General features: G+C 35.3%; 24 protein-coding genes. 9 read left to right on the forward strand and 15 right to left on the reverse strand.

What is annotated here, in order from left to right; genetic code table 11:
* Positions 1–4: 4 nt before the first annotated feature.
* The 7 genes from FC32_RS00070 to FC32_RS00100 all read right to left on the reverse strand — a co-directional run bounded on the left by FC32_RS00070 (position 5) and on the right by FC32_RS00100 (position 6,152).
* A complete protein-coding gene (locus FC32_RS00070; protein ID WP_056957172.1) occupies positions 5–1,135 on the reverse strand; it encodes a glycosyltransferase family 4 protein in 1,131 nt (376 codons plus the stop codon).
* A 24-nt stretch (positions 1,136–1,159) separates the two neighbouring features.
* On the reverse strand, positions 1,160–2,143 hold the full coding sequence (locus tag FC32_RS00075) for a glycosyltransferase family 2 protein (protein WP_025087161.1): 984 nt from the start codon (positions 2,141–2,143) through the stop codon (positions 1,160–1,162).
* 15 nt (positions 2,144–2,158) lie between these two features.
* Positions 2,159–3,004, reverse strand: a complete 846-nt coding sequence (gene rfbD / locus FC32_RS00080) for a dTDP-4-dehydrorhamnose reductase (RefSeq protein ID WP_025087162.1) — start codon at positions 3,002–3,004, stop codon at positions 2,159–2,161.
* 68 nt (positions 3,005–3,072) lie between these two features.
* Complete coding sequence (gene rfbB, locus FC32_RS00085) at positions 3,073–4,059, reverse strand: dTDP-glucose 4,6-dehydratase (protein ID WP_025087163.1); 987 nt, start codon at positions 4,057–4,059, stop codon at positions 3,073–3,075.
* 7 nt (positions 4,060–4,066) lie between these two features.
* Positions 4,067–4,636 carry a dTDP-4-dehydrorhamnose 3,5-epimerase gene (gene rfbC, locus FC32_RS00090; protein ID WP_035459791.1) on the reverse strand — a complete coding sequence of 190 codons (570 nt, stop codon included), beginning with the start codon at positions 4,634–4,636 and terminating at the stop codon, positions 4,067–4,069.
* Positions 4,637–4,652: 16 nt separating this feature from the next.
* A complete protein-coding gene (gene rfbA / locus FC32_RS00095; RefSeq protein WP_025087165.1) occupies positions 4,653–5,522 on the reverse strand; it encodes a glucose-1-phosphate thymidylyltransferase RfbA in 870 nt (289 codons plus the stop codon).
* Between the two features lie 51 nt (positions 5,523–5,573).
* Entirely contained in the window at positions 5,574–6,152 is a 579-nt protein-coding gene (locus FC32_RS00100) for a sigma-70 family RNA polymerase sigma factor (protein ID WP_025087166.1), read from the reverse strand.
* 302 nt (positions 6,153–6,454) lie between these two features.
* Here FC32_RS00100 and FC32_RS00105 point away from each other — a divergent pair, with 302 nt between their 5' ends.
* The 9 genes from FC32_RS00105 to FC32_RS00145 all read left to right on the forward strand — a co-directional run bounded on the left by FC32_RS00105 (position 6,455) and on the right by FC32_RS00145 (position 16,268).
* Positions 6,455–7,192 carry a hypothetical protein gene (locus FC32_RS00105; protein WP_025087167.1) on the forward strand — a complete coding sequence of 246 codons (738 nt, stop codon included), beginning with the start codon at positions 6,455–6,457 and terminating at the stop codon, positions 7,190–7,192.
* A 114-nt stretch (positions 7,193–7,306) separates the two neighbouring features.
* On the forward strand, positions 7,307–8,173 hold the full coding sequence (locus tag FC32_RS00110; RefSeq protein WP_025087168.1) for a DegV family protein: 867 nt from the start codon (positions 7,307–7,309) through the stop codon (positions 8,171–8,173).
* Positions 8,174–8,348: 175 nt separating this feature from the next.
* Positions 8,349–9,497, forward strand: a complete 1,149-nt coding sequence (locus tag FC32_RS00115) for a peptidoglycan DD-metalloendopeptidase family protein (RefSeq protein WP_025087169.1) — start codon at positions 8,349–8,351, stop codon at positions 9,495–9,497.
* Positions 9,498–9,735: 238 nt separating this feature from the next.
* On the forward strand, positions 9,736–11,535 hold the full coding sequence (locus FC32_RS00120) for a heavy metal translocating P-type ATPase (protein ID WP_082587115.1): 1,800 nt from the start codon (positions 9,736–9,738) through the stop codon (positions 11,533–11,535).
* Positions 11,536–11,655: 120 nt separating this feature from the next.
* A complete protein-coding gene (locus FC32_RS00125; protein ID WP_025087170.1) occupies positions 11,656–12,531 on the forward strand; it encodes a beta-1,6-N-acetylglucosaminyltransferase in 876 nt (291 codons plus the stop codon).
* Between the two features lie 166 nt (positions 12,532–12,697).
* Entirely contained in the window at positions 12,698–13,507 is an 810-nt protein-coding gene (locus tag FC32_RS00130; RefSeq protein ID WP_025087171.1) for a DUF4422 domain-containing protein, read from the forward strand.
* Positions 13,508–13,525: 18 nt separating this feature from the next.
* The gene (locus FC32_RS00135) at positions 13,526–14,179 is read left to right on the forward strand and encodes a sugar transferase (RefSeq protein ID WP_025087172.1); all 654 of its coding nucleotides are present in this window, start codon (positions 13,526–13,528) and stop codon (positions 14,177–14,179) included.
* 56 nt (positions 14,180–14,235) lie between these two features.
* On the forward strand, positions 14,236–15,237 hold the full coding sequence (locus tag FC32_RS00140; RefSeq protein WP_025087173.1) for a glycosyltransferase family 2 protein: 1,002 nt from the start codon (positions 14,236–14,238) through the stop codon (positions 15,235–15,237).
* Complete coding sequence (locus tag FC32_RS00145) at positions 15,237–16,268, forward strand: glycosyltransferase (protein WP_025087174.1); 1,032 nt, start codon at positions 15,237–15,239, stop codon at positions 16,266–16,268. Before FC32_RS00140 ends, FC32_RS00145 begins: the two co-directional genes overlap by 1 nt.
* A gap of 74 nt (positions 16,269–16,342) precedes the next feature.
* Here FC32_RS00145 and FC32_RS00150 read toward each other — a convergent pair whose 3' ends face one another.
* The 8 genes from FC32_RS00150 to FC32_RS00185 all read right to left on the reverse strand — a co-directional run bounded on the left by FC32_RS00150 (position 16,343) and on the right by FC32_RS00185 (position 25,127).
* Entirely contained in the window at positions 16,343–17,527 is a 1,185-nt protein-coding gene (locus FC32_RS00150) for a hypothetical protein (protein ID WP_025087175.1), read from the reverse strand.
* The gene (locus tag FC32_RS00155) at positions 17,524–18,570 is read right to left on the reverse strand and encodes a sugar transferase (protein WP_025087176.1); all 1,047 of its coding nucleotides are present in this window, start codon (positions 18,568–18,570) and stop codon (positions 17,524–17,526) included. The genes FC32_RS00150 and FC32_RS00155 overlap by 4 nt, the downstream gene beginning before the upstream one ends.
* Positions 18,563–19,588 (reverse strand): glycosyltransferase, encoded by a 1,026-nt coding sequence (locus FC32_RS00160; protein ID WP_025087177.1) that lies wholly within the window; start codon positions 19,586–19,588, stop codon positions 18,563–18,565. The genes FC32_RS00155 and FC32_RS00160 overlap by 8 nt, the downstream gene beginning before the upstream one ends.
* 126 nt (positions 19,589–19,714) lie before the next feature.
* Positions 19,715–21,148: a flippase gene (locus FC32_RS00165; protein WP_025087178.1), complete on the reverse strand. Its 1,434-nt coding sequence runs from the start codon at positions 21,146–21,148 to the stop codon at positions 19,715–19,717.
* Positions 21,145–22,266 (reverse strand): UDP-galactopyranose mutase, encoded by a 1,122-nt coding sequence (gene glf / locus FC32_RS00170; RefSeq protein WP_025087179.1) that lies wholly within the window; start codon positions 22,264–22,266, stop codon positions 21,145–21,147. Before glf ends, FC32_RS00165 begins: the two co-directional genes overlap by 4 nt.
* Before the next feature lie 106 nt (positions 22,267–22,372).
* The gene (locus tag FC32_RS00175; RefSeq protein WP_025087180.1) at positions 22,373–23,524 is read right to left on the reverse strand and encodes a hypothetical protein; all 1,152 of its coding nucleotides are present in this window, start codon (positions 23,522–23,524) and stop codon (positions 22,373–22,375) included.
* 11 nt (positions 23,525–23,535) lie between these two features.
* On the reverse strand, positions 23,536–23,913 hold the full coding sequence (locus tag FC32_RS00180; RefSeq protein ID WP_056957174.1) for a GtrA family protein: 378 nt from the start codon (positions 23,911–23,913) through the stop codon (positions 23,536–23,538).
* Between the two features lie 146 nt (positions 23,914–24,059).
* On the reverse strand, positions 24,060–25,127 hold the full coding sequence (locus FC32_RS00185) for an acyltransferase (RefSeq protein WP_035459792.1): 1,068 nt from the start codon (positions 25,125–25,127) through the stop codon (positions 24,060–24,062).
* Position 25,128 lies beyond the last annotated feature (1 nt).

Consider the following 25,128-nt stretch of genomic DNA (forward strand, 5'->3'; position numbering starts at 1 on the left):
CCTCCTACCCTTGCAAAAATTCTTTCACCTTACTTGCCCAAGCATCCCAATTTAACGTACTTTGATAATATTTCACCGAATTACTTGAAAATTCAGTATATTTTTGAGAATCTTGCACAAGATTTTTAATAGTATCGGCAAAATCTTTGCTAGTTGCTGTTTTTTTCAAAGTGAAGCCAGTCTTATCATTTAAGACATATTGTGGTACCCCACCAGTTTCATAAGTTATAACCGGTAAAGCATACATCGCTGCTTCTGCGAAAACAATTCCTGCAGCTTCTGCTTGTGTAGGTAAAATAAACAAATCAGCGTTACGATATTCTTTTTCTAACAGCTGTAATTCATGTGGATCATTTTTATCTAAACGTCCCTTAAAAACAACATTTTCTTGTTTAAAACCTGTAGGTGCAGATACACCAACTACTGTTAAATAATACTCATATTCACTCTTAGCATCATCATTCAATAATTTTAAAGTTTCTAATGCTGTATCAACGCCCTTACGTTCCCACTCTACCCCCACTAGTAGCAATTTTACTTGTTTTTTATCTAACTTACGTGGAGCAATTTCAACGTGAGGTAAATTAGCCCCAAATGGTATTAAAGCTAATTTTTCTTGATCTTGATGATAATCTTTCACTACACTTTGATAAGCCCACTTACTTGGTACGATAATTTTAGTAGAATTTTGCAACGCTAATTGATCAATTTCATCGCCATTATCCACGCTTTGTTTATCTACACCAGAATAATAATAATCATTCATTAGAGCATACGTTGCATCAGGAATATCTACAAACTTTTCTTTTGCTTGAGCGTAAGCAATTACCGCTGCTCCACCAGGGCAAAGATAATAATCTGACTTTCTGGCTTGCGCCTTAATTTGCTTATCTACCCTTTTGCCCCAATATTTTGCTCCAAGTGTCGTGGTCTCAAAATTTGCGACTGCAATATTTCTTATTCGCTGCAAGTAAAATAGCCCTAGTCGAATATAAAAGCGAGTAAACCAATTTTTTAACGTAATCGTATCCGTTTCGATTCCATTGCGTCGTAAGGCTTCATACATATTACTTGTTGTTCCCGACCAAGTTTTTTTATCTTTTGGATCGGTCATTGAAACTACTGTTAACTTCATAAAAAACTATCCCCAATCTCCTCATTAAATCGCATTTGGTCTAACTACATGCAAACATTTATAAGTCAACGTAGCCAATGGTGTTGCATGTAAAATTGACCAAGCAAAAATACGTCTTAATTTACCTTGAACTTGCACTAAAGAATACTGTAAAATCACCGATTTTAATTCTTTCTTCAGCGCATCGCTCTGTTCTCCAGACATATTCTCTCTGATCAAATCTCCATAGATATCAACTGTCTTAGTAACTAAGTAGCTATCACTTTTTTCTTTCAAAGTGGGGAACAGTTGTCCGATACTAGTATACTTCTCATACATGGCACGATAATGATCATCAAAATTAGTAATAACTATCTCTCTTACAATCCCATTAGGATTATAGCGGTAATAGTAGTAACCTTCATTTAACAAAACTATCTTAGCGCAATCTTGCGAAAAACGTACAATTGCGTGCGTATCTTCAAAATTCATTCCTGATGTAAATTCAAGGTCTCGAATTTTCTCAGTTTTAAATAATCTTCGCCAAAAATGATCTGTTATCGCTTGATCTGCCAAAAGTAAATCCATATATTCCATTTGATTTAACACTTCAGTTTCATTTATCCCATCAAAATGTTTTCTAATTTCTCCGTTAGGCATAATTTCAAAATATTGACAAATGACCATATCAGCTTGTTCTTTTTCAGCTACTGTAATCATTTGTTCAAACATTTCCTGGGAAATATAATCATCTGGATCAATAAATAACGTATATTTAGCCTTAGCGTGCCTTATGCCTTCATTTCTAGCACTAGATACACCACCATTTTGCTTATGGATAACTTTAAAACGACTATCTTTTTCGACCCACTGATCGCAAATTTCACCACTCGTATCCGTTGAGCCGTCATCAATCAAAATTACAGTATAGTTACGAAAAGTTTGTTTGGCGATCGATTCTAAGCATTCAGGTAAATAGTCTTGAACATTATAAATTGGAATAATAACTGTTAATAATTCTTCACCCATTTAAAACCTCTACTATTACTCGCTTTTTTCAATCTGTTTCATAAATTCAGCTAACGCATCTTGCCACATTGGAAATTCAAAGCCTGTTTCCTTAGCTAAATGCATTACTGAATAGTGAGGACGGAAAGCTGCTGTTGGGTATTCATCAGATGAAACAGGAGCTACTTCAACGTCAGTATCTTTTAAGATTTCTTTAGCAAATTCATACCATGAGCATTGGCCATCATTACTGCATTGATAAACGCCATATTCAATGTTGTTATCAACTAAGTATGTTAAGAATTCAGCTAATGTTCTAGTCCAGGTAGGACGACCAACTTGGTCTGCCACCACGGTTAAACGGTCATGGTTTTTAGCCAAGTTCAACATTGTGTAAACAAAGTTAGGTCCCCATTTACCATAAACCCATGCAGTCCGTACGATATAGTACTTATCACAGTATTTTTCAACCACTTCTTCACCGATCAATTTTGTCCGACCATATTCATTGCGTGGACCCTTAGGATCGTCTGGCATATATTCGCCTTCTGTCCGTGACCCATCGAAAACATAGTCTGTGCTGACATAGATCATCAAAGCATCGTATTTTTTACATGCTTTTGCCATGATATCTGAACCGACAGCATTGACCATTTCGTTGACCTTTTTGCCTTCACCTTCAGCTTTATCAACTGCAGTATAAGCAGCACAGTGATAAACAACTTCTGGTCTATTTTCAGCAAAATATTTATCAACTTTAGCTTCATCGGTAATATCTAAAACATCTACATCAGCTGCATCATAAGCAATACCACGTTCATCAAACAAATGTTGTAATTCTTGACCTAATTGTCCATTACCACCAGTGATCAATATCTTCATTATTTAACTCCTATATTTTTTAAAATATATGTAAAAAGGTTGGCACTGCCCGTGACAACCCACCTACTCTAACTTAAAGCTGCACGCTCTTTCAATGGGCGCCACCAGTCTTCATTATTCAAATACCAATCAACAGTTTCTACGATACCTGTATCAAAAGTATATTTTGGCTTCCAACCAAGTTCTGTTTCGATCTTAGTTGGGTCAATTGCGTAACGACGATCATGACCTAGACGATCTTCAACGTATTCAATTGCTTCTTCACCTAAGCCAAGTTTTTCAACGATCAAGTGGACGATTTCATTGTTTGTGCGTTCGTTATGACCGCCAACATTGTAAACTTCACCCTTACGACCTTTGTGCAATACAAGGTCGATTGCTTGACAGTGGTCATATACATGAAGCCAGTCACGAATATTCTTACCATCACCATAAATCGGTAACTTCTTGCCATCCATCCCGTTTGATGTCATCAATGGAATCAATTTTTCAGGGAATTGATATGGACCATAGTTATTTGAACAACGTGTAATATTAACGTTTAACCCATAAGTTTCATAGTAAGCACGAACTAATAAGTCAGCTGATGCTTTACTTGCTGAGTATGGTGAGTTTGGTGCCAAAGGTGTTGTTTCGCTGAAGTAACCTTCTTTACCCAAAGTACCATAAACTTCGTCAGTTGAAACTTGAAGATATTTTTCTAAGCCCATTGTCTTAGCAACGTGTAACAATGCCAAAGTTCCTTGAACATTTGTTTCAACGAAAACTTCTGGATGTAAGATCGAACGGTCAACGTGACTTTCAGCCGCAAAGTTAACGATCGTGTCAATATCATGTTCTCTAACTAAATGTTCAACCAATTCACGGTTAGTAATGTTGCCATGCACAAATACATGGTTAGGGTTATCCTTTAAGTCATCCAAATTGTGGATGTTACCAGCATATGTTAACAAATCAAGGTTAACAATTTTGTATTCAGGATATTTTTCAAGCATGTAGCGGACAAAATTACTACCGATAAAACCGGCACCGCCTGTTACAAGTAAGTTTTTCATCAATAACTTAGTCCTTTCCGTATGTGAAGTTCAAATCAGCATCCTTCAAACGTGGGTGCTTTTTATCTTTGTCTGATAAAATCAAATGTTCAACTGGCATTGGCCAATCAATTGCCAAATCAGGATCATCAAAAGCAATTCCCCCGTCAGCTTCTGGATTATAATAGCCATCAACTTTGTATGCCACATTAACGTTAGGTGTCAAGGTCACAAAACCATGAGCAAAGCCCTTTGGCACTAATAATTGACGGTGATTATATTCACTTAAAATAAATCCTTGCCATTGACCGTATGTAGGTGAGCCCTTACGAATATCAACGATCACATCATAGATAACACCTGTAACTGCACGTAATAATTTTGTTTGTGCGTAAGGTGCACGTTGGTAATGTAATCCTCTTAAAACGCCTGGTTCAACAGAAAGTGATTGATTGTCTTGGGTAAAATCAAAATCAATTCCTGCTTCAACAAATTTTTGTTTTGTATATGTTTCTGTGAAAAAACCACGATGATCACCAAAAACATCTGTTTCAATGATTTTGGCATCTTGTAATTTTGTATCAATAACTTTAACCATTATTCAACAACTCCTACTAATCTTCATTGGCTAAGCGCAATAAATATTTGCCATAGTCATTTTTCTTCATTGGTTGTGCTAATTCGATTAAGCGTTCCTTTGAGATCCAGCCTTGACGGTAGGCGATCTCTTCCAAACAGGCAACTTGGAGATTTTGACGTTTTTCAATCGTTGCAATATAGCTAGCAGCTTCTATAAGTGAATCATGCGTTCCTGTATCAAGCCAAGCATAACCCCGCCCCATAAGCTTCACATCAAGAGCTCCACGCTTCAAGTATTCCTTATTCACATCAGTGATCTCTAATTCACCACGTTCAGAAGGTTTTAGGTTTTCAGCGATTTCAACGACATCGTTATCGTAGAAATAAAGCCCAGTAACGGCATAATTGCTCTTAGGTTTTGCAGGCTTTTCTTCAATGGATAAAGCATGATAGTCTTTGTCAAATTCAACGACACCAAAGCGTTCAGGATCATTAACATGATAACCAAAGACTGTTGCTCCTTTTTCTTTTGCAGAAGCATCCTTTAATAGTTGACTTAAGCCACTACCATAGTAAATATTATCGCCTAAGATCAAACAAACAGAATCATCACCGATGAAGTCTTTGCCCAAAATAAAGGCTTCCGCCAATCCATTTGGCTTTTCTTGAACTTTATACGAAAGATTGATTCCAAAATCAGATCCATCACCCAAAAGATCTTTAAATAGTGGTGTGAATTCTGGTGTTGAAATCACCAAAACATCACGAATTCCCGCTAACATCAAAGTGGATAATGGATAGTAAATCATTGGTTTATCATATACTGGGATCAGTTGCTTTGAGATACCACGAGTTATTGGATAAAGTCGTGTTCCACTTCCGCCAGCTAAAATAATACCTTTCATTTTAATAACATACCCCTTAAATATTTTTTACCTAAATAGCTTTTCGACTACCTAATTATTTTTAGGTATACTACCCCTTTTATTATAATTGTCTGTACTAAAATTACCAGTGCTATATTTATAAAGTTTTAAAGCTATATCTTTTTTATATTTATAAATTGTTTTCCGACTAACATGTAATTGTTGCGCAATAGCTGTTAATGATAACTCTGTATTTAAACGCAAATCAAGAAATTTTCGTTCCATCTCTGAACACTTTAAATAAACCTGTTCAAAGATTTCTTTAGTGGCTATATCTTCTTCTAAAGTTGCACAATCATCCTGTAACAATAACACTTCATCACTATCATCCCAACAAGTAATGTGTTGCGATACATTGTAATTTTTGCGCAAAACATCTAATAAATGCCACTTAACTTTTTGGAAAATAAAAGCATTTAACTTTTGAAATTCAGTCACATTATTCCGCGCTACATAATCTTCATATGCCAATACAAAAGCAATTTTCCCTTCCTCAATTAAATCTTCAAAATCATTGTTTTTGTAATCAACATGTAATTTTTTTATAACACCATAGATAATCTTTTCGTGTCCATTTTGCAATAAGTAATTAAATCCATTTTCATACATAATAACTAGGTTCCTTTCTTAATGAAACTCACCTAGAGGCCTCAAGATAAAGTTAAATTAATACAAAATTGCCATAACTATAACTTGTCAGTGATCTATAAAAATATGTATGCAAATTTACTAGGACGATTTTTTCTTGGTAATCCAACTATTTATTACTTGCATCCTATCTTAACTTATAAATAATTTTTAGATTATATGTAGGTTATATTTCTCTCAGAAAGACGTTTTTGTCCCAAATTTATGGTACAAATGCATCGTACATTACCTATCACCGCTCCATTAAAAAAGGAGTGTTTCACATGGAAACTATTTTATTGGATGACCCAGGTCTTAAAAAGCTCTATAAGCAAGGATATTTAGATGCAGAAGCAACCATCGACCCGCAAACCGCGCTGTTGGTTTTAGATTGCCATCTATTAAATTTGCCCCACTGCCGTTCATTGATCATTGATGCTAAACGTGGGGTCGTTATCAGCGAAAAAGAAACGACCCGTTTAGTAAATCAATTTGTCGCTAAACAAAGTGTGGGCTTTTTGCCTGCGCGTGCTATTCTCTGTGCCCAAGGAAAGAAAAAATTACCCTGTTTACCTTATGTTTGGGGTGAAACTGAGCTCATGCCTTTAGGGGGCTACACACGTCATGCGACGAATTGGCTCATGTTAAACCATGTTCATTACCATTACTTTGCAACTCCATCACTCATTTCTTTTATTTTTAAAGCCGATCAAGCTGTACGTTACTTGATCCCTGTCAACAAAAAAACTTATCTTACAAATTTACAGACGACCGCATTTATTTATGCCAAATTACATCAACTTATCAAGGAGCTAGTCACCGAGTTTGATCTCTCTGGGCCTACCTATGACATTTCATTTCCATCTTCGACCACACTCGTTGACCCCCGTGCAACATCGTTTATTTTTGATGCTTATTTAAATTTGATCGTTGATTTGATCTATCATACCGATGGGTGTAGTGATCAAGCAAAAAACTCGCTGATCGCTCAACAATTAAAACAACGTTATGACCGTATTTAATGCTTGAAAATGTTTACTTGTCGGACTATAATCCGATTTCTTATTGGTTCACAAGCACTAAAAGTTATAATATAATGTAACTGATTAAATAGCTTGATCCAAGGAGTAATTTTTATGACAAAACCGATCAAAATCGTTACTGATTCTTCTGTTCAATTAACACCAGAAGAAATCAAAGAACATAATATAACAATCATTCCCCTTTCCGTTGAAGTTAATGGGAAAAATTATATCGATGGTGAGGATATCTCACGTGAGGAACTAGTTGAACAATTACGGGCCGGCAATATCCCTAAGACGAGTCAACCAGCGATGGGGCGATTCATTGATACTTTCAATGAATTAGGCAAAGATGGTAGCCAAGTTTTGGCTATCATGATCTCTGATGTTTTGAGTGGGACTTTTGAAACAGCTTTATCGGCAGCCGATATGTCTGATTCTGATGTAACTGTCATCAATAGCAAATCAACTGACCGTGGCTTAGCTTTTCAAGTGTTAGCCGCTGCTAAAGATGCGGCTGCGGGCAAATCGATCGCAGAGATCAAAGAACATTGTGAAGATATCTATTCTCGCACGACGATCGATGTTTTAGTCGATAACTTAGATTGTCTAGTAGCGGGTGGTCGGGTAAGTCGCTTTGCTGGGGCTTTAACGAAATTGATCAACTTAAAATTGATCGTCCGTTTACGCGAACATAGCCTTGATGTCTACACTAAAGGGCGCAGTCGCAAAACATTTATCAAGCATTGTACCGAAATCGCTAAACAACACGAAAATAATCCAATCGAGGCTCTTTCGCTTTCCAACGTTGGAACTGATCCAGCCTTTCTAGAAAAAATCAAAGATACAATTTTACCTGAAAACAGTGATGCTTCTTACATTGCGCGTTTAACTAGTCCAATCATTATGACCCACACTGGTTTAAACGCAGTCGGTGTAATCACTTTAGCAAAAAATCCTGAACCAGAAGAAAATCGTTAATCTATTTATTTAAATAATAAACTAACGCACCCTTAAAGAGAGACAAATCTCTCAAGGGTGCGTTTTTAGTTAAGATTACTATATTTAAAATTTGAAACATATTAGCTCAAAATGGTAATTACCAAGATATTCATGATATGATGTAGAAAAAATATGAGGGGTACATATAATTTATATGAAACACAAAAAGCATAAACTAGTCGTTCAAACACTTGGTTCTGTTGCTGCTACATCATTTTTAATAACTACCATTCCACAAACTGCTGAAGCAGACACTTTAACAGAAACATATCCAATTCAACAACAAACTCAAACAACTGGTACTTCACGCTTAGAAAATGTTGGTCAACAATTGACTGGCTTCCAAAAGACCAGTGAAAATCAGACAGTTTACTATGATCCACAAAGCGGACAAATATTTTATGGCTGGCACCAAATTGACGGTAAGACCTATTATTTTGACCCTAATACTGCTGTTATGGCAACTGGGCAACAATATATTGAGGGGCATTGGTATCTTTTTGATAAAAATACCGGTGAAATGCAAACTGGATTTACCGATCTATCGAGTTATGGTCAAAACAAAACTGTTTACTATGACAAAAATAATGGGCAAATGCTTTACGGTCAACAAAAGATCGATGGGCATTGGTATCTCTTTGATGAAGTCAGCGGTGCAATGCAAACTGGCTTCCAAAATTTAAATGAATACGGCCAAAATAAAACTGTCTATTACAACAAAGATGGACAAATGCAATATGGTTGGCAAGAAATTCAAGGACACAAATATTACTTTGATAAAGCTAGTGGACAAATGGCCACTGGGTCGACCAGGATTGATGGAAAAACCCAAACTTTTAATGAGCAAGGACAATGGCAAGAAGAAACTTGGGGTTGGCCTTTCCCTGCTGTAGGCAAAGGTTACTTCTCTTCTGGTCAGCTCTTTGGAACTAACACCGGTGGAGAATTCCGGCAAAACGGCTTCCATAATGGACTAGACTTTGGTTCCTATGATCACCCTGGTAGTGAAGTCCATGCAGTTCATGCTGGAACAGTTACCCAAATTGGCTATCTTTCTGGGTTAGAATATTATGTTGTTGTCCAATCAGATGAATATACTTTCGTCTACCAAGAAGCTTTCTCTAGCACTAGCAAAATCAGTGTCTCGGTCGGCCAAGAAGTTGAAACTGGAGATGTTATCGGCATTCGTGACACTGAACATCTCCACTTAGGGATCACACGCGAAAAGAATATGGCTAAAGCGATTAATAGTTCATTTATTGATGATGGAACTTGGATCGATCCCCTAACATTAATTAAATAATTTCAATCATTTTAGTCAACAGCAAACTTCTCTCTTCATGGATGGAAGTTTGCTTTTTTTGTGCTAACTGATAATCCTTTTCAATTGGGAATTTTACTGGTTAAAAGTAAGAATGCATTCAAATCAAGGTTTTTATCTTTCTAATTGAGAATCATTTTTATTTAGAATGATTCTAATTTACAGTTGTTGTTTTTGGTGTTACGGTAATCATGAATAAGATGATGAAGGGATGGACACCATGAAACACTCTACTAAATTAAATTTAATAATTGGGATCGCTATTATTTCTGCAATACTTGAATTTGCCTTTGGACTTAGCCTTTGGGCACAAGTAATTATTACGATAACAGGAACGATCATTGCCCTTTCGATGTTACGTGAAATGATCAAAACGCTACGTTCAGGTAATTATGGGGTTGATCTATTAGCTATCACGGCTGTTGCTGCAACATTAGCAGTAGGTCAATACTGGGCAGCGATGATTGTTTTGATCATGTTAGTTGGGGGCGATTCACTTGAAGACTACGCTTCTAAAAAAGCTCATACGGAATTAAAAGCTTTACTCGACAATTCTCCTCAAGTTGCACATAAAATTGTCAAAAAAGAAATTATTGATGTCAAAATTGACGAAGCTAAAGTGGGAGATCAATTGCTCGTCAAACCTGGCGAAACAGTCCCTGTCGATGGTCATATTATTTCCGGTAGTAGTCTTTTTGATGAATCTAGTTTAACTGGTGAATCAAGACCAGTTGCTAAAGAAATCAGTGATACTATCTATTCTGGTTCCATTAACGGAGATGGGGCAGTGACTATGGTCGTAGATAAACTTGCTCAAGATAGTCAATACCAACGTTTGATCCAGCTTGTTAAAGAAGCAGACCGTACTCCGGCTCGTTTTGTACGCTTAGCTGATCGATATGCTGTGCCCTTTACGGCAATTGCGTTTATAATTGCTGGTTTTGCTTGGTTTATCTCTAAAAATCCAGTCCGTTTTGCGGAAGTTTTAGTGGTCGCATCACCTTGTCCGCTTATTTTGGCGGCACCTGTTGCCTTTGTTTCAGGGATGAGTCGTTCTTCTCGCAATGGGATCGTCGTAAAAACTGGTAATGTTTTAGAAAAAATGGCAACTGCAAAAACGGCAGCCTTTGACAAAACGGGAACGATCACAAGTGGACAGCTGTTTGTTGACCAAATTTTACCAGTTGAAGGTGTCTCAAAAGAAACTCTTTTGACCTATGCTGCTAGTGCGGAAAGTTCCTCAAGTCATATTTTAGCGCGCTCACTTTTAGCTTATGCCACAAAACAAAAAATCAAGTTATTTTCAGTCACTGATCTGTCTGAAGTGACGGGAAACGGTGTTATTGCGACCGTCAAACAACATACCGTAAAAGTTGGTAAGGCAAGTTTTGTAGCTGAGCAAATTACGCAAAATGCCGCCCATACAAGTGTATTTGTTGCTTTAGATGGTAAATATCTTGGAGAGATAACTTTTATTGATAAATTACGTCCTGAAGCAGCTGAAACGATGCGCGCTCTTAAAAAATGTGGCGTTAATGAATTAATGATGCTAACGGGTGATCAACAAAAAATTGCCGATAAGATCGCTCAAGAAGTTGGGATCACGCAAGTTAAAGCACAACTTTTACCAGAAGAAAAAATCAATGCCCTAAAAGCTATTCCAAATGATGAACATCCTGTGATCATGGTTGGTGATGGCGTCAATGATGCACCTGCACTTGCAGTCGCCGATGTCGGGATCGCAATGGGCGCTCACGGGGCTACCGCAGCTAGTGAATCAGCCGATGTTGTTATTTTAAAAGATGATCTCTTGAAAGTTGCTAAAGCCGTTGAAATTGCCCAGGACACCTTAAAAATTGCCCGTCAAGCTGTTTTGTTAGGGATCTTTATCTGCGTCTTCTTGATGTTAGTCGCAAGTACTGGGGCAATCCCGGCAATCATTGGGGCGTTATTCCAAGAAGTGATTGATACCGTTTCGATCCTATGGGGCTTACGAGCACGTTTCTCGCATGAAAAGTAGTTTAAAAAAACAAGTTACATCTATTATTTTTGTGTAACTTGTTTTTTAGTATGGTTATAGATAAGATAGTAAATAATAACTATCAACGAAAGGATGCCGTTATTTGGCAACAATAAAAAAATGCAAGCTATTTTAATTTTGGCACATAAAGACTTGCCACAAGTAACTAAACTAGCCTTGATACTTAATCGTCGCTTTAAAGTCTATATTCACTTTGACAAAAAAATGGTTCTCACACAAGCGGACTTGAAAATTCTAGATGATAATAACATTCATCACCTTTCAGAAGTTGCAGTTAACTGGGGAAGTTGGAGTATTGGTGAGGCAACAGTTCGTTTAATGCGTTTAGCACTAGATGACCCCAAAATTTCTTATATCCATGTCATTTCGGGGCAAGATTGGATTACCCAAAGCGTTGATAAACTTTATGAACGTTTTGATAAAGATTCAAAAATCTATATGACTTATGAAAAAGCTAAAGACGTTAAAAAATCAGGTGAGCCTATTATTTGGTGGCAAAAATATTATTTCAATTACGATCAGATTCAACGCCGAACTTTTTTTGGAAAATTCTACCATCGTGCCTTGTTGCTAGGTCAGACGTTATTACGTGTGAATAAATTCAAGAAATTAAATATTGATCTTGAAATCTATGCAGGTGCTAATTGGGTTGATCTCCCTCGCGATGCCGCAACTTATTGCCTTAACTATCTTGATAATCATCCTAATCTTCAAAAAATGCTTCAAACCGGTTGTTTTTCTGACGAATTTTGGATGCAAACAATTTTATGCAATTCTTCGAAATTTAAAGACCGAATTGTCAACGACCATCATCGCTATATAAAATGGGAAAAACAAAATGAAAGCTATCCTGCTATCTTAGATGACCGTGACTTATCAACTATTTTAGAGGGTGATTACTTTTTTGCTCGCAAATTAGAAACTAAATATTCTCATAGCTTGATTAATAAACTTGATCAAAAAAATGGAAATTAAATTGGTTAATATCAATCTTATGTTAATTTTCAAAGAAATTTTTGCTGATTTGTGCTATATTAGTATGGGTAGTGTTACCGTTATATCACCTTCGCTGATTCGTTTAATACACTATCATGAAGATATATTTCTATTTTTTAAATAGATATGAATGAGGAGATACCTTTTGGAAAATAAAGTTAAAATAGTCGTTGCTACGCATAAAGCATACGCAATGCCTACCGATGAGATGTATATTCCCATACATGTGGGAGCTACACTACATCCAGATCTTGACTTAGGATACCAAAAAGATAATGTTGGCGATAATATTTCTGAAAAAAATGATAGCTATAGTGAACTAACTGGCTTGTATTGGGCTTGGAAAAATCTTGATGCTCCGTACATCGGTCTAGCTCATTATCGTCGTCATTTTGGAGCTAAACATCATCGTGGGAAAAATAGAATGGATTGGATCATTAAAAGTGATGAACTCTTACCGCTGTTAGATGACTATGATATTATCTTGCCTAAAAAGAGACATTATTATATTGAATCTCTATATTCCCACTATAAACATACACATTATGCCAATCAATTAGATGCAACTCGCGAAGTTATTAGTGAGTTATATCCTGATTATTTAGATACTTACGATCAAGTTTTAGCACAAACATCGGGTTATATGTTTAATATGGTTGTCATGAAAAAAGAATTATTTGATCAATACTGTACTTGGTTATTTAATATTTTATTTGCTTTAGAAAAGAAAATGGGGTCTGAAAAATTATCATCGTTCCAACAACGTTTTTATGGCCGTGTCAGCGAAATTATTTTCAATGTTTGGCTACAACAACAAATTAAGTTGGGAACTATTTCCCCTGATAGAATTAAAGAGTTACCACTAGTTTACATTGAAGGCGTTAATTGGTGGAAAAAAGGAGTCGCCTTTTTAAAGGCAAAATTTTTCCATAAACGTTACGAAAATAGTTTTTAATGTTGGAGTGAGGGAAATTTGAAGCAGTCGACTAAAATCATCATCGACAAATCTTTGCTATCTAAAAAGAAATATTATCATTTTATCAAACGTGTTTTTGATTTTTGTGCCAGTCTTCTTGGGATAATTATCCTAAGTCCGCTATTCTTAGTGATTGCACTTTTAATTAAGTTAGAAGACCGCGGTCCTGTATTTTATAAACAAAAGCGTGTTGGTAAAGATCAGCGTGAGTTTAATATGTTTAAATTCCGTTCTATGCACGTTGATGCTGATAAACGTTTAGCTGAGTTAAAAAAACAAAATGAAGTTGAGGGACCTATGTTTAAAATGAAAAATGATCCTCGTGTTACACGAATTGGTCATTTTATCCGCAAAACAAGTATTGACGAACTACCTCAACTATTTAATGTTTTACGGGGAGAAATGAGTTTAGTCGGACCACGCCCACCTCTTCCATCTGAAGTTAAAGAGTATACCGATTATGATATGCAACGTCTTTTAGTTGTCCCTGGTTGTTCCGGCCTATGGCAAGCTACTGTACGTAATTCTGTTGGCTTTCATGAAATGGTACAATTAGATTTAGAATATATTCAAAAAAGCAGTATTTGGTTTGATATAAAGATTTTATTTATGACTATAAAAATCCTATTTAAACCTAATAGTGCCTATTAAAAGTATAAAAAGGCGCATGGTGTATATCATGCGCCTTTTTTGAAGGAGGTTTTTTTATGCCCGCTATATCTTTTATTATTCCTGCATATAATGCTGAAGAAACACTTGAACGAGCTCTAAATAGTATCTGTTCACAAAAAGAATTTACTGATTATGAAATTTTAGTTATTGACGACGGTTCACAAGATAATACTGTAGCTGTTGCTAAAAAATTCGCCCAAAAAGAAGCTAAACTGAAAGTTTTAACAGCTGGTAATGGAGTTGGACAAGCACGTAACGTGGGCCTTAAGCACGCTACTGGGCAATGGGTCGCCTTTTTAGATGCTGATGATTTTTATATCGCTGACACTTTAAAACAAGCGTTAAACATAGCTCATAAAAATGATGCAGACTTACAAATTTTTAGTTTTGAACATGGGCAAAAAACGATTGACTTGTCCTTTAAAACCACACTCACAAGCCTTTCTGCTCGTTGCAAAATGCTTGAAAAACCGACTAACTACTTAACCGTCTGGGGAAAATTTTTCAAACGTGAAATCATTGCTACACGAAAGCTCTACTTTGATGAAGAACTAACTATGGCAGAAGATAGTGAATTTTTAATTCGCTATTCTGCATGTTGCTCTAAAATTTGCAGTTCTAATTTGATCATGTATCATTATTCAATTGATACGCCATCTGCCACACGGATTTTTGCTAAGGAAAAAATTAGTGCTTATTTAAAAACATTAGTCGCAATGAATAATTTTATGGTGTCACAACCTAAAGAACTTCAAGTAAGTTTTTTTAAATTCACTTTGATTCAACTAAATATTATTGCGGTCAGATTTATTTATGTAGCCACTAATCCGGCTTCCATGAAGCAAAAAAAGCAAACATTACTTGAAGTTTGCCAAGATCCTATCATTAAGCAAGCTTTGAATGGTTTACCACTCAAAGCTTGCTTAACCCCACATCTACTTCCTGGGTTATTTTTAAAACTCAAATTGCCACAATTTGCTATTTTATTATTTAAAATTAGAAGTAGACAAAATCAAATTCGGGAGAATACGAATTAATGAAGTTAAAATTTTTATGTATGGAACTTTCTGGAATTGGAGGAACGGAGACAGTTCTGGTAAAAGTGTTGAACTATCTTTGCCGTGAACATGATATTGAGTTGATTCTTACTAGCCAACCTGAACAACCAGCTTTTATTGAAAAATTTGATCCTAAAGTAAAAGTAACGATTTATGCCGGAAAATACAATCGCTTATTTAATATCTCACGTCGTTTTTTAACAGCTACAAATGATACTTGCTTTATCTCCCTTAGTCCCAAGATGATCAAATTGGGAGCTAAGATCCGTGCAAGTCTCCAACGCAAATATCGCCTTATTTCTTGGATCCACTTTTCTTTAGATGATCAAGATATGTTCGATGCCAAAGCGGATCTTCCTTACGCTGATGGTCATTTAGCAATCAGCTCTGTTATCAAAAATCAGCTTTGTAGTTACGGTATACCTGAAGAAAAAATCTTTCTAATTTTCAATCCAATTGAACCTGTAACTACTGAACTCTCCGCAACAGATACGACTAACTTTTTCTACGCTGGTCGAATTATATTTGAAGGACAAAAAAATTTAAAAGAAATGCTTGATGGATTAAGCTTAGTTCCTAATGCAACCTTGGATGTTTATGGTACGGGGAATGATTTAGCGTTATGTCAATCTTATGCCGAAAAATTAGGCATTAATGCGCGTATTACATGGCATGGCTTTACAAAAAATCTTTGGTCCCAGATTGATACACGACCAACCGCGCTTTTATTGACCTCAAAATATGAAGGCTTACCGATGATCATGTTAGAAACCATTGCACACGGAGTACCCGTTATTTCCAGTCAATTCAATGGTTATCAAGATGTGCTTATTGAAGGAGTAAATGGTTTTAGTTACCCACAAAAAGACGTTAATAGCTTAGCTACTCAAATGAAAAAAATTGCTACTAATCCCCTTCCAACTGCGTCAGTAAAAGAAAGTATTACTAAATTTTATCCGCAAAACTACTTTAAAAAATTCGCTAATGCCTTACATCAACTTACTATGTAGGCTAATAAAAAACTTCACTTAAATGAAATTATATTGTCAATCGTTTAAATATAATTTCACAAGTGAAGTTTTTTTTATTTAGCTTTTTTAGTTTTAATTGGAACAAGAGTGGCCATTAATGCTAAGAAAATAAAGTTATATGAAATATCCCAAAGGTGCTGATCAATTCCTGATGTTAATAAGACCAATGCTAAACAAATAATCCAATAATTTAGTTTTTCTGTTTTAAAACGTGCAAACAACAAATAAAATAGTATTAACATCAACATAAAGACCAACACACCATGCATCATTAAAGTTCGTACATATGAAGCGTCAATGTAGAAATAGTCTACAACTTTAAATCCACCGCCAAAACCATTCTGATAAATAAATTGTCCAAATGGTGTAACATTGTAATTAGTAAAAGCTAGCCGTTCATAAAAAAGGCGTCCTGATAAGAAATGATTGATTTTTTCTAAAATACCAATATGTGGACTATATAAATATCCCATAATAATTATCAGAAAGACGTAAAAAGTTGAAATAGCTGTAAGCATCCAAGCGCTAAGATGATTTAAGAGTTTTTCAATTGGACGATACAAAGCAATGCAAAGTAATAATAAAACCATGAGCATTAAATCAATTCGTGTATCCGTCACAATATATGTCAACGCAGTCAATGCTACATATGAACAATATTCCGCCAATGAAAAACTAAAGCGCTTCAAAGCTGCATAAGCAATCATCATAAAGAAGACACGAGAAGCTAGGTCAGTTGGATAAACGGCTCCTAAGGCAAAGCGTACGGCTGGTGAATCTGTACGTGTTACTGTCACATTTTTTACAAAACCACTAGAAGAAAAAATAAATGCCAAAGCAATTACGCTAAGATTGACAATTAAGTAAACTTGTAAGATGCGATCGACATTAATCCCCTTAGCTCCTACTATAAAGAAGAGTAAGTAAAAAATCATGTATTCATTCGCATTCGTTCCCACAGCAAATAAAAGTGTTTCTAATAATAGATAAATAACTAACTCTTTCCAGTCATAATCATCTAAAAACAAAATCTTTCCCATAACAAATAATGCAGGAACTGCAGAAAGATAGAAAATTCCACGTTCTGTAATCAAAAAATTGACTAACATCGTGCCTTTTAGTGCCATTGCTAATAAGTACAGTGCAAAAGCACTAAGATAAACCCATTCACCTAAATTGGGAAAGCATGTCACTATTTTAGTGCGAATATTTTCTCTAAAAAGTACTATATTTTTCATTGTTCATCCTTTGCATGTTCTAGTTTTGAAACTGCCACTTTAACAAATTTACCTTGGCGTAATTCATGGGCAAGCTCCAAAGTATTTTTCTTCATAACAGAATATTGTTCCTGTGGCATTTGAGTGAGATATCGTTCCACTTCAGTCAAGCTTTCAACTGCAAACCCTACATTTCTTTCTGTCACAAAATCAGCTAATGCCGCTTGTTTCCACACAATGATCGGCAAGCCACTACTTAAGTAGAGTGAGGCTTTATGTGGATTGTTATATTTAGTATATTCACCAAAAATACCATCACATTCTGTAATACTATTCCCATCCCAAACAAGACCGAAATTTTGTTTTAAATGAGTTGGTAATTCATCTGGTGGGTAAACACCGCGATATTTAATATTATCAGCATAATTTTCAGCTGGATTAGGACCATAAAGTTCTAAATCAAAATGTAATTTAGCAAAATCTTCATGCAATAAAAACTTCGACTTAGATAAGTTCCCTGCGAATACTAAGGATTTATCATATTGGTATGTTTCCACCAATTCAGTTGGATTATAGTAATCAAAAATTTCCAAATCTACACAAGGAGTTGTAATTCCTTGTTGTTTCAACCATCCATGCATTTTTTTATTATGATCAACTAAACCATCAACACTGTTAAATATTTCACGTTCTGCTTTTACAAAATTTTCATCATCACTAAAAAGACGCAAAGTCTCAACATCATGAATCACAAAATATAATTTAGCGTTAGTGTATTTACGAATAGCTTTAATAATATTCGAAGTTAAAAATGTTGAATAAATAGGGTACTGCAAAATAATCACATCTGCATCAATATGTTTTAATGCTCGAGGAATAACGACCTTAGTATCATAAATTTTTCGTAATTTTGCAGCTAAACTATGATCTTCCGGATCCAGCTTTAATTTTAGCGGTAAATCCTGATAGCCTTCTTCCTTTAAGAAACGTAATACATCTTCTTTAGCTTTTGGACCCGCATTATTCTTATGTAAGTCCTCAATTGTTAAAATATATTTACCCATTATTCTTCCCTTCAATTTTACCGATCAAACTTTCAATTGCAGTTTTCATAAACGTACCTTGACGCATCATTTCAGCAACTTTAACTGTATTTTTATACAATTGCTCATATTTACTTGGCGTAAGTTCATCCAAAATTCGATCCAAGTCAGTTAAGCTTTCAATCGTCAAACCACATTTATACTGCTCGATCACACTTGCAACAGCTGCTTCTTTCCAAACAATAACTGGTAGACCAGAGCTAAGATACAATGATGTCTTATGTGGGGCATTGTAACGTAAATAAGTGCCATAATTACCAGCACAAGTTGTTAATTCATTACCATCCCAAATCAAGCCAAAATTAGCATTTAATTTACTAGGTAATTCTTCAGGGGTAAATACCCCCGCATAGTTGATTGAATTTGGAAAAGAACGCTCGACCGTTTTTTTACCAAACACTGTCAAAGTATGCTTTAAATCATATTTATAAAGAAATTCTGATTTATCTAAGTTTCCAGCAAAACAAACACTTCCCGCATACTTTTTCTGTGTATGAATTGGTGCTGGGTTGATGTAATCCCACACTCTAAGCTCTGTGATTGGAACGTTAATCTCATTTTGTCTAAGCCACTTTGTCATCACTTTATTTAATGACACTAAGCCATCCGCTAACTTTAAAAGCTGTAATTCAGTTTTATTTTCCTTAGTATACTCAGTGCCAACATGAATCCTTAATGCTTCAATATCATGAATAATCAATAATAGATTAGCACCCGAAAGATATTTTATGCTTCTAAGCATCATTTTTTGTAGAAATGGCTTACCTGAAGGAAATTGTACAATAATATTACCACTTCTAATACTTAAAAAAATAAATGGCAATACACAAAATACGTATAAAACTTTTGCTATTTTTCCAGTTGGTGTATCAATGATTTGATAATTTTCTTGCTTAAAAAAGGCATTCGTGTCTTCTTTAGCTTTGATACCACCTGTCGCCCGTGCACTATCATGCCATAATAACACGTAATTTTTCATTCATTATTTTCCTTTCACCTATTATAACTAGCTTCCGTAATTATATTATACCTAACTCTCCTGTCACAATATATAAAAAGCATGGTATGGTAATTCAATATATAAACTACCCTACCACGCTAAAAATTATTTATTTCCCTTGAGACGGCCACCGATCATTTCCTTGACCTGCAATAATGATGTTGGACGTAAAATAAGAATCATCACTACGTAAATAACAATTCCCAAGATAACTTCTAAGGCAAGAGATATGACACTCGTTTTGACAGCATTATCAATGAGAAATACTGGAATAAACATCACAATTCCCGCGAATAGGTATTTGTATACATTTGTAAATAATTTTTTCATACTTACTAATTTACGAACATACCATAATTGGTAACCAGTCACAACAAGTTCTGATAAAACTGTTGCATACATTGCACCATTTAATCCCCAGAAATAAATAAATGGCAAGTTGGCGATTGCATTAACAATAGCCCCTAACACAACTGAAGTCGTGAAAGCTTTGACCTTATTTGTTGGTAATAAGTATTGTGCTCCAACCGTGTTACTCCAGGCAATCAGTAAAATAACGACCGATTCGATCAGCATCGCAGGACCAACAGGACCGAAACCTTTACCAAAGAAATATGGTCCCAAGTGTAGTGAAACAGCTGCTAGTCCAAAACTCATCGCCACTGATAGCAACGAAATGAAATCAAACGAAGTATAGAGCATTTCATTTACTCGCTTATGATCCCCCTTAGCAAAAGCTGAAGCCATATGAGGTAACATAACAGTCCCTAACGAAGTCGCTAATGTTAGCACCATTTTTACAATTTGGTCAGCATTGTAATAGAATCCTGAGTAGTCCGCCCCAATCATTGCACCTAACATTGTTTTGTTAAGTTGCAAATATACTGAGGTCGCAACTTGCGGAATAAAAAGAGAAACTGTTGGATTAAAGTGCTTTAATGGGTGTAAACTACGCCATTTCACTGGTACTAAAATGCCTTTTAAATATGGCCATAAAATTAAGTTACCAAAAAGAGTTGAAGCCCCAACAATGAAAATGTACAAAGCTACATCATTAGCGTCTCGTACAAATGCAAAAATACAAATCAACGAAGAAATTTTAACGATCGTATTTCTAATTACAGTACGCTTGAAATCTTCTAACCCCATAAATAGCCATGAAATATCGAAAGCTACCGCTATCACATTGATCGATTGAACCCATAAATACCAACTATAATCAGTATATATTTGGACAAAGATCACAAAAGCTAAATAAGCTCCCAAAGTTGTCAAAGTTTTTAAAATTTGGATTTCCCAAAAAGTCTCAGACATCTTCTGACGATTTTCACGGACATACGCAATTTCTCGATTTCCGTAATAGCCAACCCCTAGTGCCGCAAACATAACAAAATATTGAATAATCGAATTCGTGTATGCATTATCACCAACCCCAGAAGCATGCAAAACACGACTGATATATGGACTTGTTATCAGGGGGACAATAATGGCTAACACCTGATAACCCGCATTATATAAATAGTTGCGGATAACTTTCATTTATAATCACCAAACTCCTGCTCTACCGTTGTTAAAGCGGCTGAAATAACTTGATCCATGTTGTAGTAACGATATTGGCCTAAGCGACCACCAAAAATCACGTTATCAGCTTTTTGTTTAGCAAGATCTTGATATTTAGTATATAAAGCATTATTCTTCTGGTCATTGACTGGGTAATATGGTTCATCGCCACGTTTCCAATCAGCTGGATATTCACGCGTGATAACCGTCTTATTCTTATCACCTTTACCAAATTCAAAGTGCTTGTGTTCAATGATTCGCGTATATGGTGTTTCAGCGTCAGTATAGTTAACCACAGCATTTCCTTGGTAATTATCAACAGCTAATTTTTCTGTTTCAAAGCGTAAGCTCCGGTATTCCAATTCACCCAATTGGTAGTCAAAGAATTGGTCGATCATCCCGGTAAAGAGAACTTTATCGTAATCATTCAAATATTGTTCCTTGTTGTCAAAGAAATCAGTATTTGTTTTAACTGTGATATTTTCATGATCTAACATCTTTTCGACGATTTGAGTATAACCACCAATCGGAATACCTTGATATGTATCGTTGAAGTAGTTGTTATCGTATGTCAAACGCACTGGTAAGCGACGGATGATGAAAGCTGGTAATTCAGTCGCTTTACGGCCCCATTGCTTTTCAGTGTAGCCCTTGATCAATTTTTCATAAATATCTGTCCCGATCAAAGAAATAGCTTGTTCTTCCAAGTTTTCTGGCTTTTTACCATTTAAAACTGTACGTTGTTCTTCGATTTTAGCTTGTGCTTCTTGTGGTGTGACTACACCCCAAAGTTTACTAAAAGTATTCATGTTAAATGGTAAGTTGTAGATTTCACCTTTGTAATTTGCGACCGGTTCGTTAGTGTAACGATTAAATTCCGCAAATTGGTTAACATAGTCCCAAACACGCTTATTTGAAGTATGGAAAATATGTGCCCCATATTGGTGAACTTGAATTCCATCAACTTCCTTAGTATAAATATTTCCTGCTAAATGATCGCGTTTCTCGATCACAGTTACCTCATGACCGCGCTTAGCAGCTTCGTTTGCAAAGACTGCACCAAAGAGTCCCGCACCAACAACTAAATACTTAGACATAATGTACATCCTCCAAATAAAATTCATTTATTCTCTAATATTAAATAAAAAGCCGTCTTTTTGACGGTAATCCCCCTTGCATTATACCACAGATGAAAAACTTCGCCTAATCACTCTCATACCGTGGCATTTTAGCTAAAGTAGCCAATAAAATTACGTTATACGAAATGTTCCAAAAATGATGGTTGATCGCCATACTGATAACGATCAAAATGACCGCTAAAATCAACCCATAGTACATATGCTTATATGCTTTAAAAATCAAAAAACAAAGCACACACATCATAAAAATGAAAAATAAGATGCCAAACATTATCCACGCTTGGACGAAGGCTGAATCGATAAAGTAATACTTCACATACCCTCGTGGATCGCCATTACCATTTTGATAAATATATTGTCCTAAAAAGCGCAAAGGATATTTTTCAAAGGCAATTTTTCCAAATAGCAATCGATGCGATAAAAATGTATCCAATAACGCATAAAAGCGATTATTGACATCAAAACAATACGTCAATGCTAAATCACCTAGCGCATAAAGAACTACGAAAAGTGTGACACCTTTTTTTCCAATAAAACGCATAAATTGAAAAACTTGGCGTCTAAAATAAAGGCACAATAATAGCAGTGCCATCAAGATCCCATCTAAGCGACTATTAGTCAGCGCAAAGATCAAAACTGCTATTAAACCTAAAAAGCCGATTTGTTGGCGCTTTAATGAAAAATTGTGCACTAAAGCGTAAGCTAACATCAAATAAAAGGAATGGGCCGCCATATCCGAAGAGGTGGATAACCCAAGACCAGCACGAATCGGCCCACCATTTGCACGCCAAATAACATTATTAGGCACTAGACCAATCAATGTAGCAACATACGTCAGTAAAAACATGGTCAAAATAACCAAGATGTACTTATCTAAGATTTCCTTAAAATTTATGTTATAAGCACCAACCATAAAAACAAACATAAACAGTGGTTCTAATTCGCGTGCCTGCTTACAAGCTACTAATAAAAAGCCCGCACCGGCAATAAACGCTAATAATGTATTAAATTTATGCTTGTCTAAAAAAATGATTTTTAAAAACACAATTAAAGTTGCAAGTTGCGAAAGACGCAACAAAACAACCATCGTTCCTAAACCTAATGTCTTTGATAAAGTAGTTCCTGCCGCAAAATTAACAATTAGATATAACGTGAGACTATACATATACAGATAATTTCCCAGGTTATCTCGTTGCCAATTTATTTTTTCAAGCACACCTTATCCTCCTATTCTTTAAAAGCCCAAAAGCGTTGCCCCAAATAATTTAAACCAACAAAAAAGACTGAGCCGGCTAGCATCGCAATATTATTTTGGACATGCGTATTAAAGCCACTAAATACCCAAATTGCGAGTGGCTTGGCAACGCCATATGCAATCAAATAGCAAACCGTAATATTGACTGTAAACTTAATAATCGTTATCCAACTCTTAGATTTATTTTGGAAAGTAAAGTACTTGTTTAAAAAGTAGCTCAAAATACTCCCAAAAATATAATTTGATGCTGAAGATATCCAATAACTGAAATGGAAAAAGTTATAAAAAATAAACATGACTCCCATCCCAAAAATCGTATTAACGATCCCGACTAAAATAAACTTGAGCATAGTCGCATCAAATAAATTTTTAAATTTATTAATAATCTTTATCAGTCCCTAACATGATTTTATGGAATAATTTTAGCCTAAAATAGTCTAATAGTCCACTTAATCAAAAAGTCAATTCCAAGTTAGGACTTAGAATTGACTTTTTACTACGGTAAAATTTTGGCAATTAGTTTTATTCGTTTGAGTAATAAAACTCCTGCTACTAAGATAATATATGCTACAATCGGTAAAATCAAAATATGAATTGGATCATTTAATACATCTAGGTAAGCGGTCCAATCGTTGATCGTTGTCCGATAAACAATTTTATCAAATAAAGCATAAAATAATGGATGAAGGATATATATTCCTAAACTTGCCCCAGAACAAAGTGCAAAAAATTGTAAAACTTTTTCTTTCTTTACGTGTTCAGTTATCCGTTTCACTATTAAGTATAACGAGACCGAATAAAGAAAAGGACTATAGCCACTAAGAAAGCTATATTTTCCTGCTGTAAAAATATTTATGAGCGAAGCCAGTAACGTTACCATACCTAAAATAATCAACCAATTTTGAACTTTGATGGAAAAATAATTTTCTTTAATTAAATATCCCATGATAAAGAAACCTACAAAAGATGACGTTAGTAGTGGCTGGGAAATAAATTCTGTAGTTAAATCTTTTCCTAAAATATTTCCTAGATAATTTAATACATCATTAACAATGAAATATATGATCACGACATATCCCAAAACATCTTTATGCTTATCTGCTAAAACAGATAAAATTGGTGCAACTAAATACAACGCAATAATCGTATAGAAAAACCAAAAAAGATTATTGATATTATTATTGAGAAATGCATTTATAAAACCTTTAAAGCTTGCATCTGTAGAATGATCTATTGGTCCTGGAAAAGCCCGAAACCATATATCAAATAGGTAATAACAAATAGACCAAAAAATAAAGGGCACTAAAACTCGCTGAGTCCGTCGTCTAAAGAACTCTTTAGTTGTTTGACGTGCTCGATAATTTAACAATGTTGCTCCTGAATTCATGAAAAAAATATATACAGCTGGAATACAGAGTGCCTGCAATACATTGGCTAGTTGCAAGTTTGTATAACTCTCATCCCCAAAGTGAGATAGTTGTGCGGAATGTAATACTAAAACAAAGAAAATCGCAATGCAATTTAATGCATCAATATAGTATAGTCGTTTCTTTTTTTCTGCCATT

This window comes from Ligilactobacillus apodemi DSM 16634 = JCM 16172 (assembly GCF_001434405.1).
GTDB lineage: Bacteria > Bacillota > Bacilli > Lactobacillales > Lactobacillaceae > Ligilactobacillus > Ligilactobacillus apodemi.

What these genes read in the sequence shown, in the direction of transcription:
- rfbC (WP_035459791.1), bottom strand. Translation starts at nt 4,636, where the DNA reads ATGGTTAAAGTTATTGATACAAAATTACAAGATGCCAAAATCATTGAA.
- FC32_RS00180 (WP_056957174.1), bottom strand. Translation starts at nt 23,913, where the DNA reads ATGCTCAAGTTTATTTTAGTCGGGATCGTTAATACGATTTTTGGGATG.
- FC32_RS00105 (WP_025087167.1), top strand. Translation starts at nt 6,455, where the DNA reads ATGGAAACTATTTTATTGGATGACCCAGGTCTTAAAAAGCTCTATAAG.
- FC32_RS00115 (WP_025087169.1), top strand. Translation starts at nt 8,349, where the DNA reads ATGAAACACAAAAAGCATAAACTAGTCGTTCAAACACTTGGTTCTGTT.
- FC32_RS00155 (WP_025087176.1), bottom strand. Translation starts at nt 18,570, where the DNA reads ATGGGTAAATATATTTTAACAATTGAGGACTTACATAAGAATAATGCG.
- rfbD (WP_025087162.1), bottom strand. Translation starts at nt 3,004, where the DNA reads ATGAAGATATTGATCACTGGTGGTAATGGACAATTAGGTCAAGAATTA.
- glf (WP_025087179.1), bottom strand. Translation starts at nt 22,266, where the DNA reads ATGTCTAAGTATTTAGTTGTTGGTGCGGGACTCTTTGGTGCAGTCTTT.
- FC32_RS00125 (WP_025087170.1), top strand. Translation starts at nt 11,656, where the DNA reads ATGCAAGCTATTTTAATTTTGGCACATAAAGACTTGCCACAAGTAACT.
- FC32_RS00165 (WP_025087178.1), bottom strand. Translation starts at nt 21,148, where the DNA reads ATGAAAGTTATCCGCAACTATTTATATAATGCGGGTTATCAGGTGTTA.
- FC32_RS00140 (WP_025087173.1), top strand. Translation starts at nt 14,236, where the DNA reads ATGCCCGCTATATCTTTTATTATTCCTGCATATAATGCTGAAGAAACA.
- rfbB (WP_025087163.1), bottom strand. Translation starts at nt 4,059, where the DNA reads ATGAAAAACTTACTTGTAACAGGCGGTGCCGGTTTTATCGGTAGTAAT.
- FC32_RS00185 (WP_035459792.1), bottom strand. Translation starts at nt 25,127, where the DNA reads ATGGCAGAAAAAAAGAAACGACTATACTATATTGATGCATTAAATTGC.
- FC32_RS00070 (WP_056957172.1), bottom strand. Translation starts at nt 1,135, where the DNA reads ATGAAGTTAACAGTAGTTTCAATGACCGATCCAAAAGATAAAAAAACT.
- FC32_RS00120 (WP_082587115.1), top strand. Translation starts at nt 9,736, where the DNA reads ATGAAACACTCTACTAAATTAAATTTAATAATTGGGATCGCTATTATT.
- FC32_RS00100 (WP_025087166.1), bottom strand. Translation starts at nt 6,152, where the DNA reads ATGTATGAAAATGGATTTAATTACTTATTGCAAAATGGACACGAAAAG.
- FC32_RS00145 (WP_025087174.1), top strand. Translation starts at nt 15,237, where the DNA reads ATGAAGTTAAAATTTTTATGTATGGAACTTTCTGGAATTGGAGGAACG.
- FC32_RS00110 (WP_025087168.1), top strand. Translation starts at nt 7,307, where the DNA reads ATGACAAAACCGATCAAAATCGTTACTGATTCTTCTGTTCAATTAACA.
- FC32_RS00075 (WP_025087161.1), bottom strand. Translation starts at nt 2,143, where the DNA reads ATGGGTGAAGAATTATTAACAGTTATTATTCCAATTTATAATGTTCAA.
- rfbA (WP_025087165.1), bottom strand. Translation starts at nt 5,522, where the DNA reads ATGAAAGGTATTATTTTAGCTGGCGGAAGTGGAACACGACTTTATCCA.
- FC32_RS00150 (WP_025087175.1), bottom strand. Translation starts at nt 17,527, where the DNA reads ATGAAAAATATAGTACTTTTTAGAGAAAATATTCGCACTAAAATAGTG.
- FC32_RS00160 (WP_025087177.1), bottom strand. Translation starts at nt 19,588, where the DNA reads ATGAAAAATTACGTGTTATTATGGCATGATAGTGCACGGGCGACAGGT.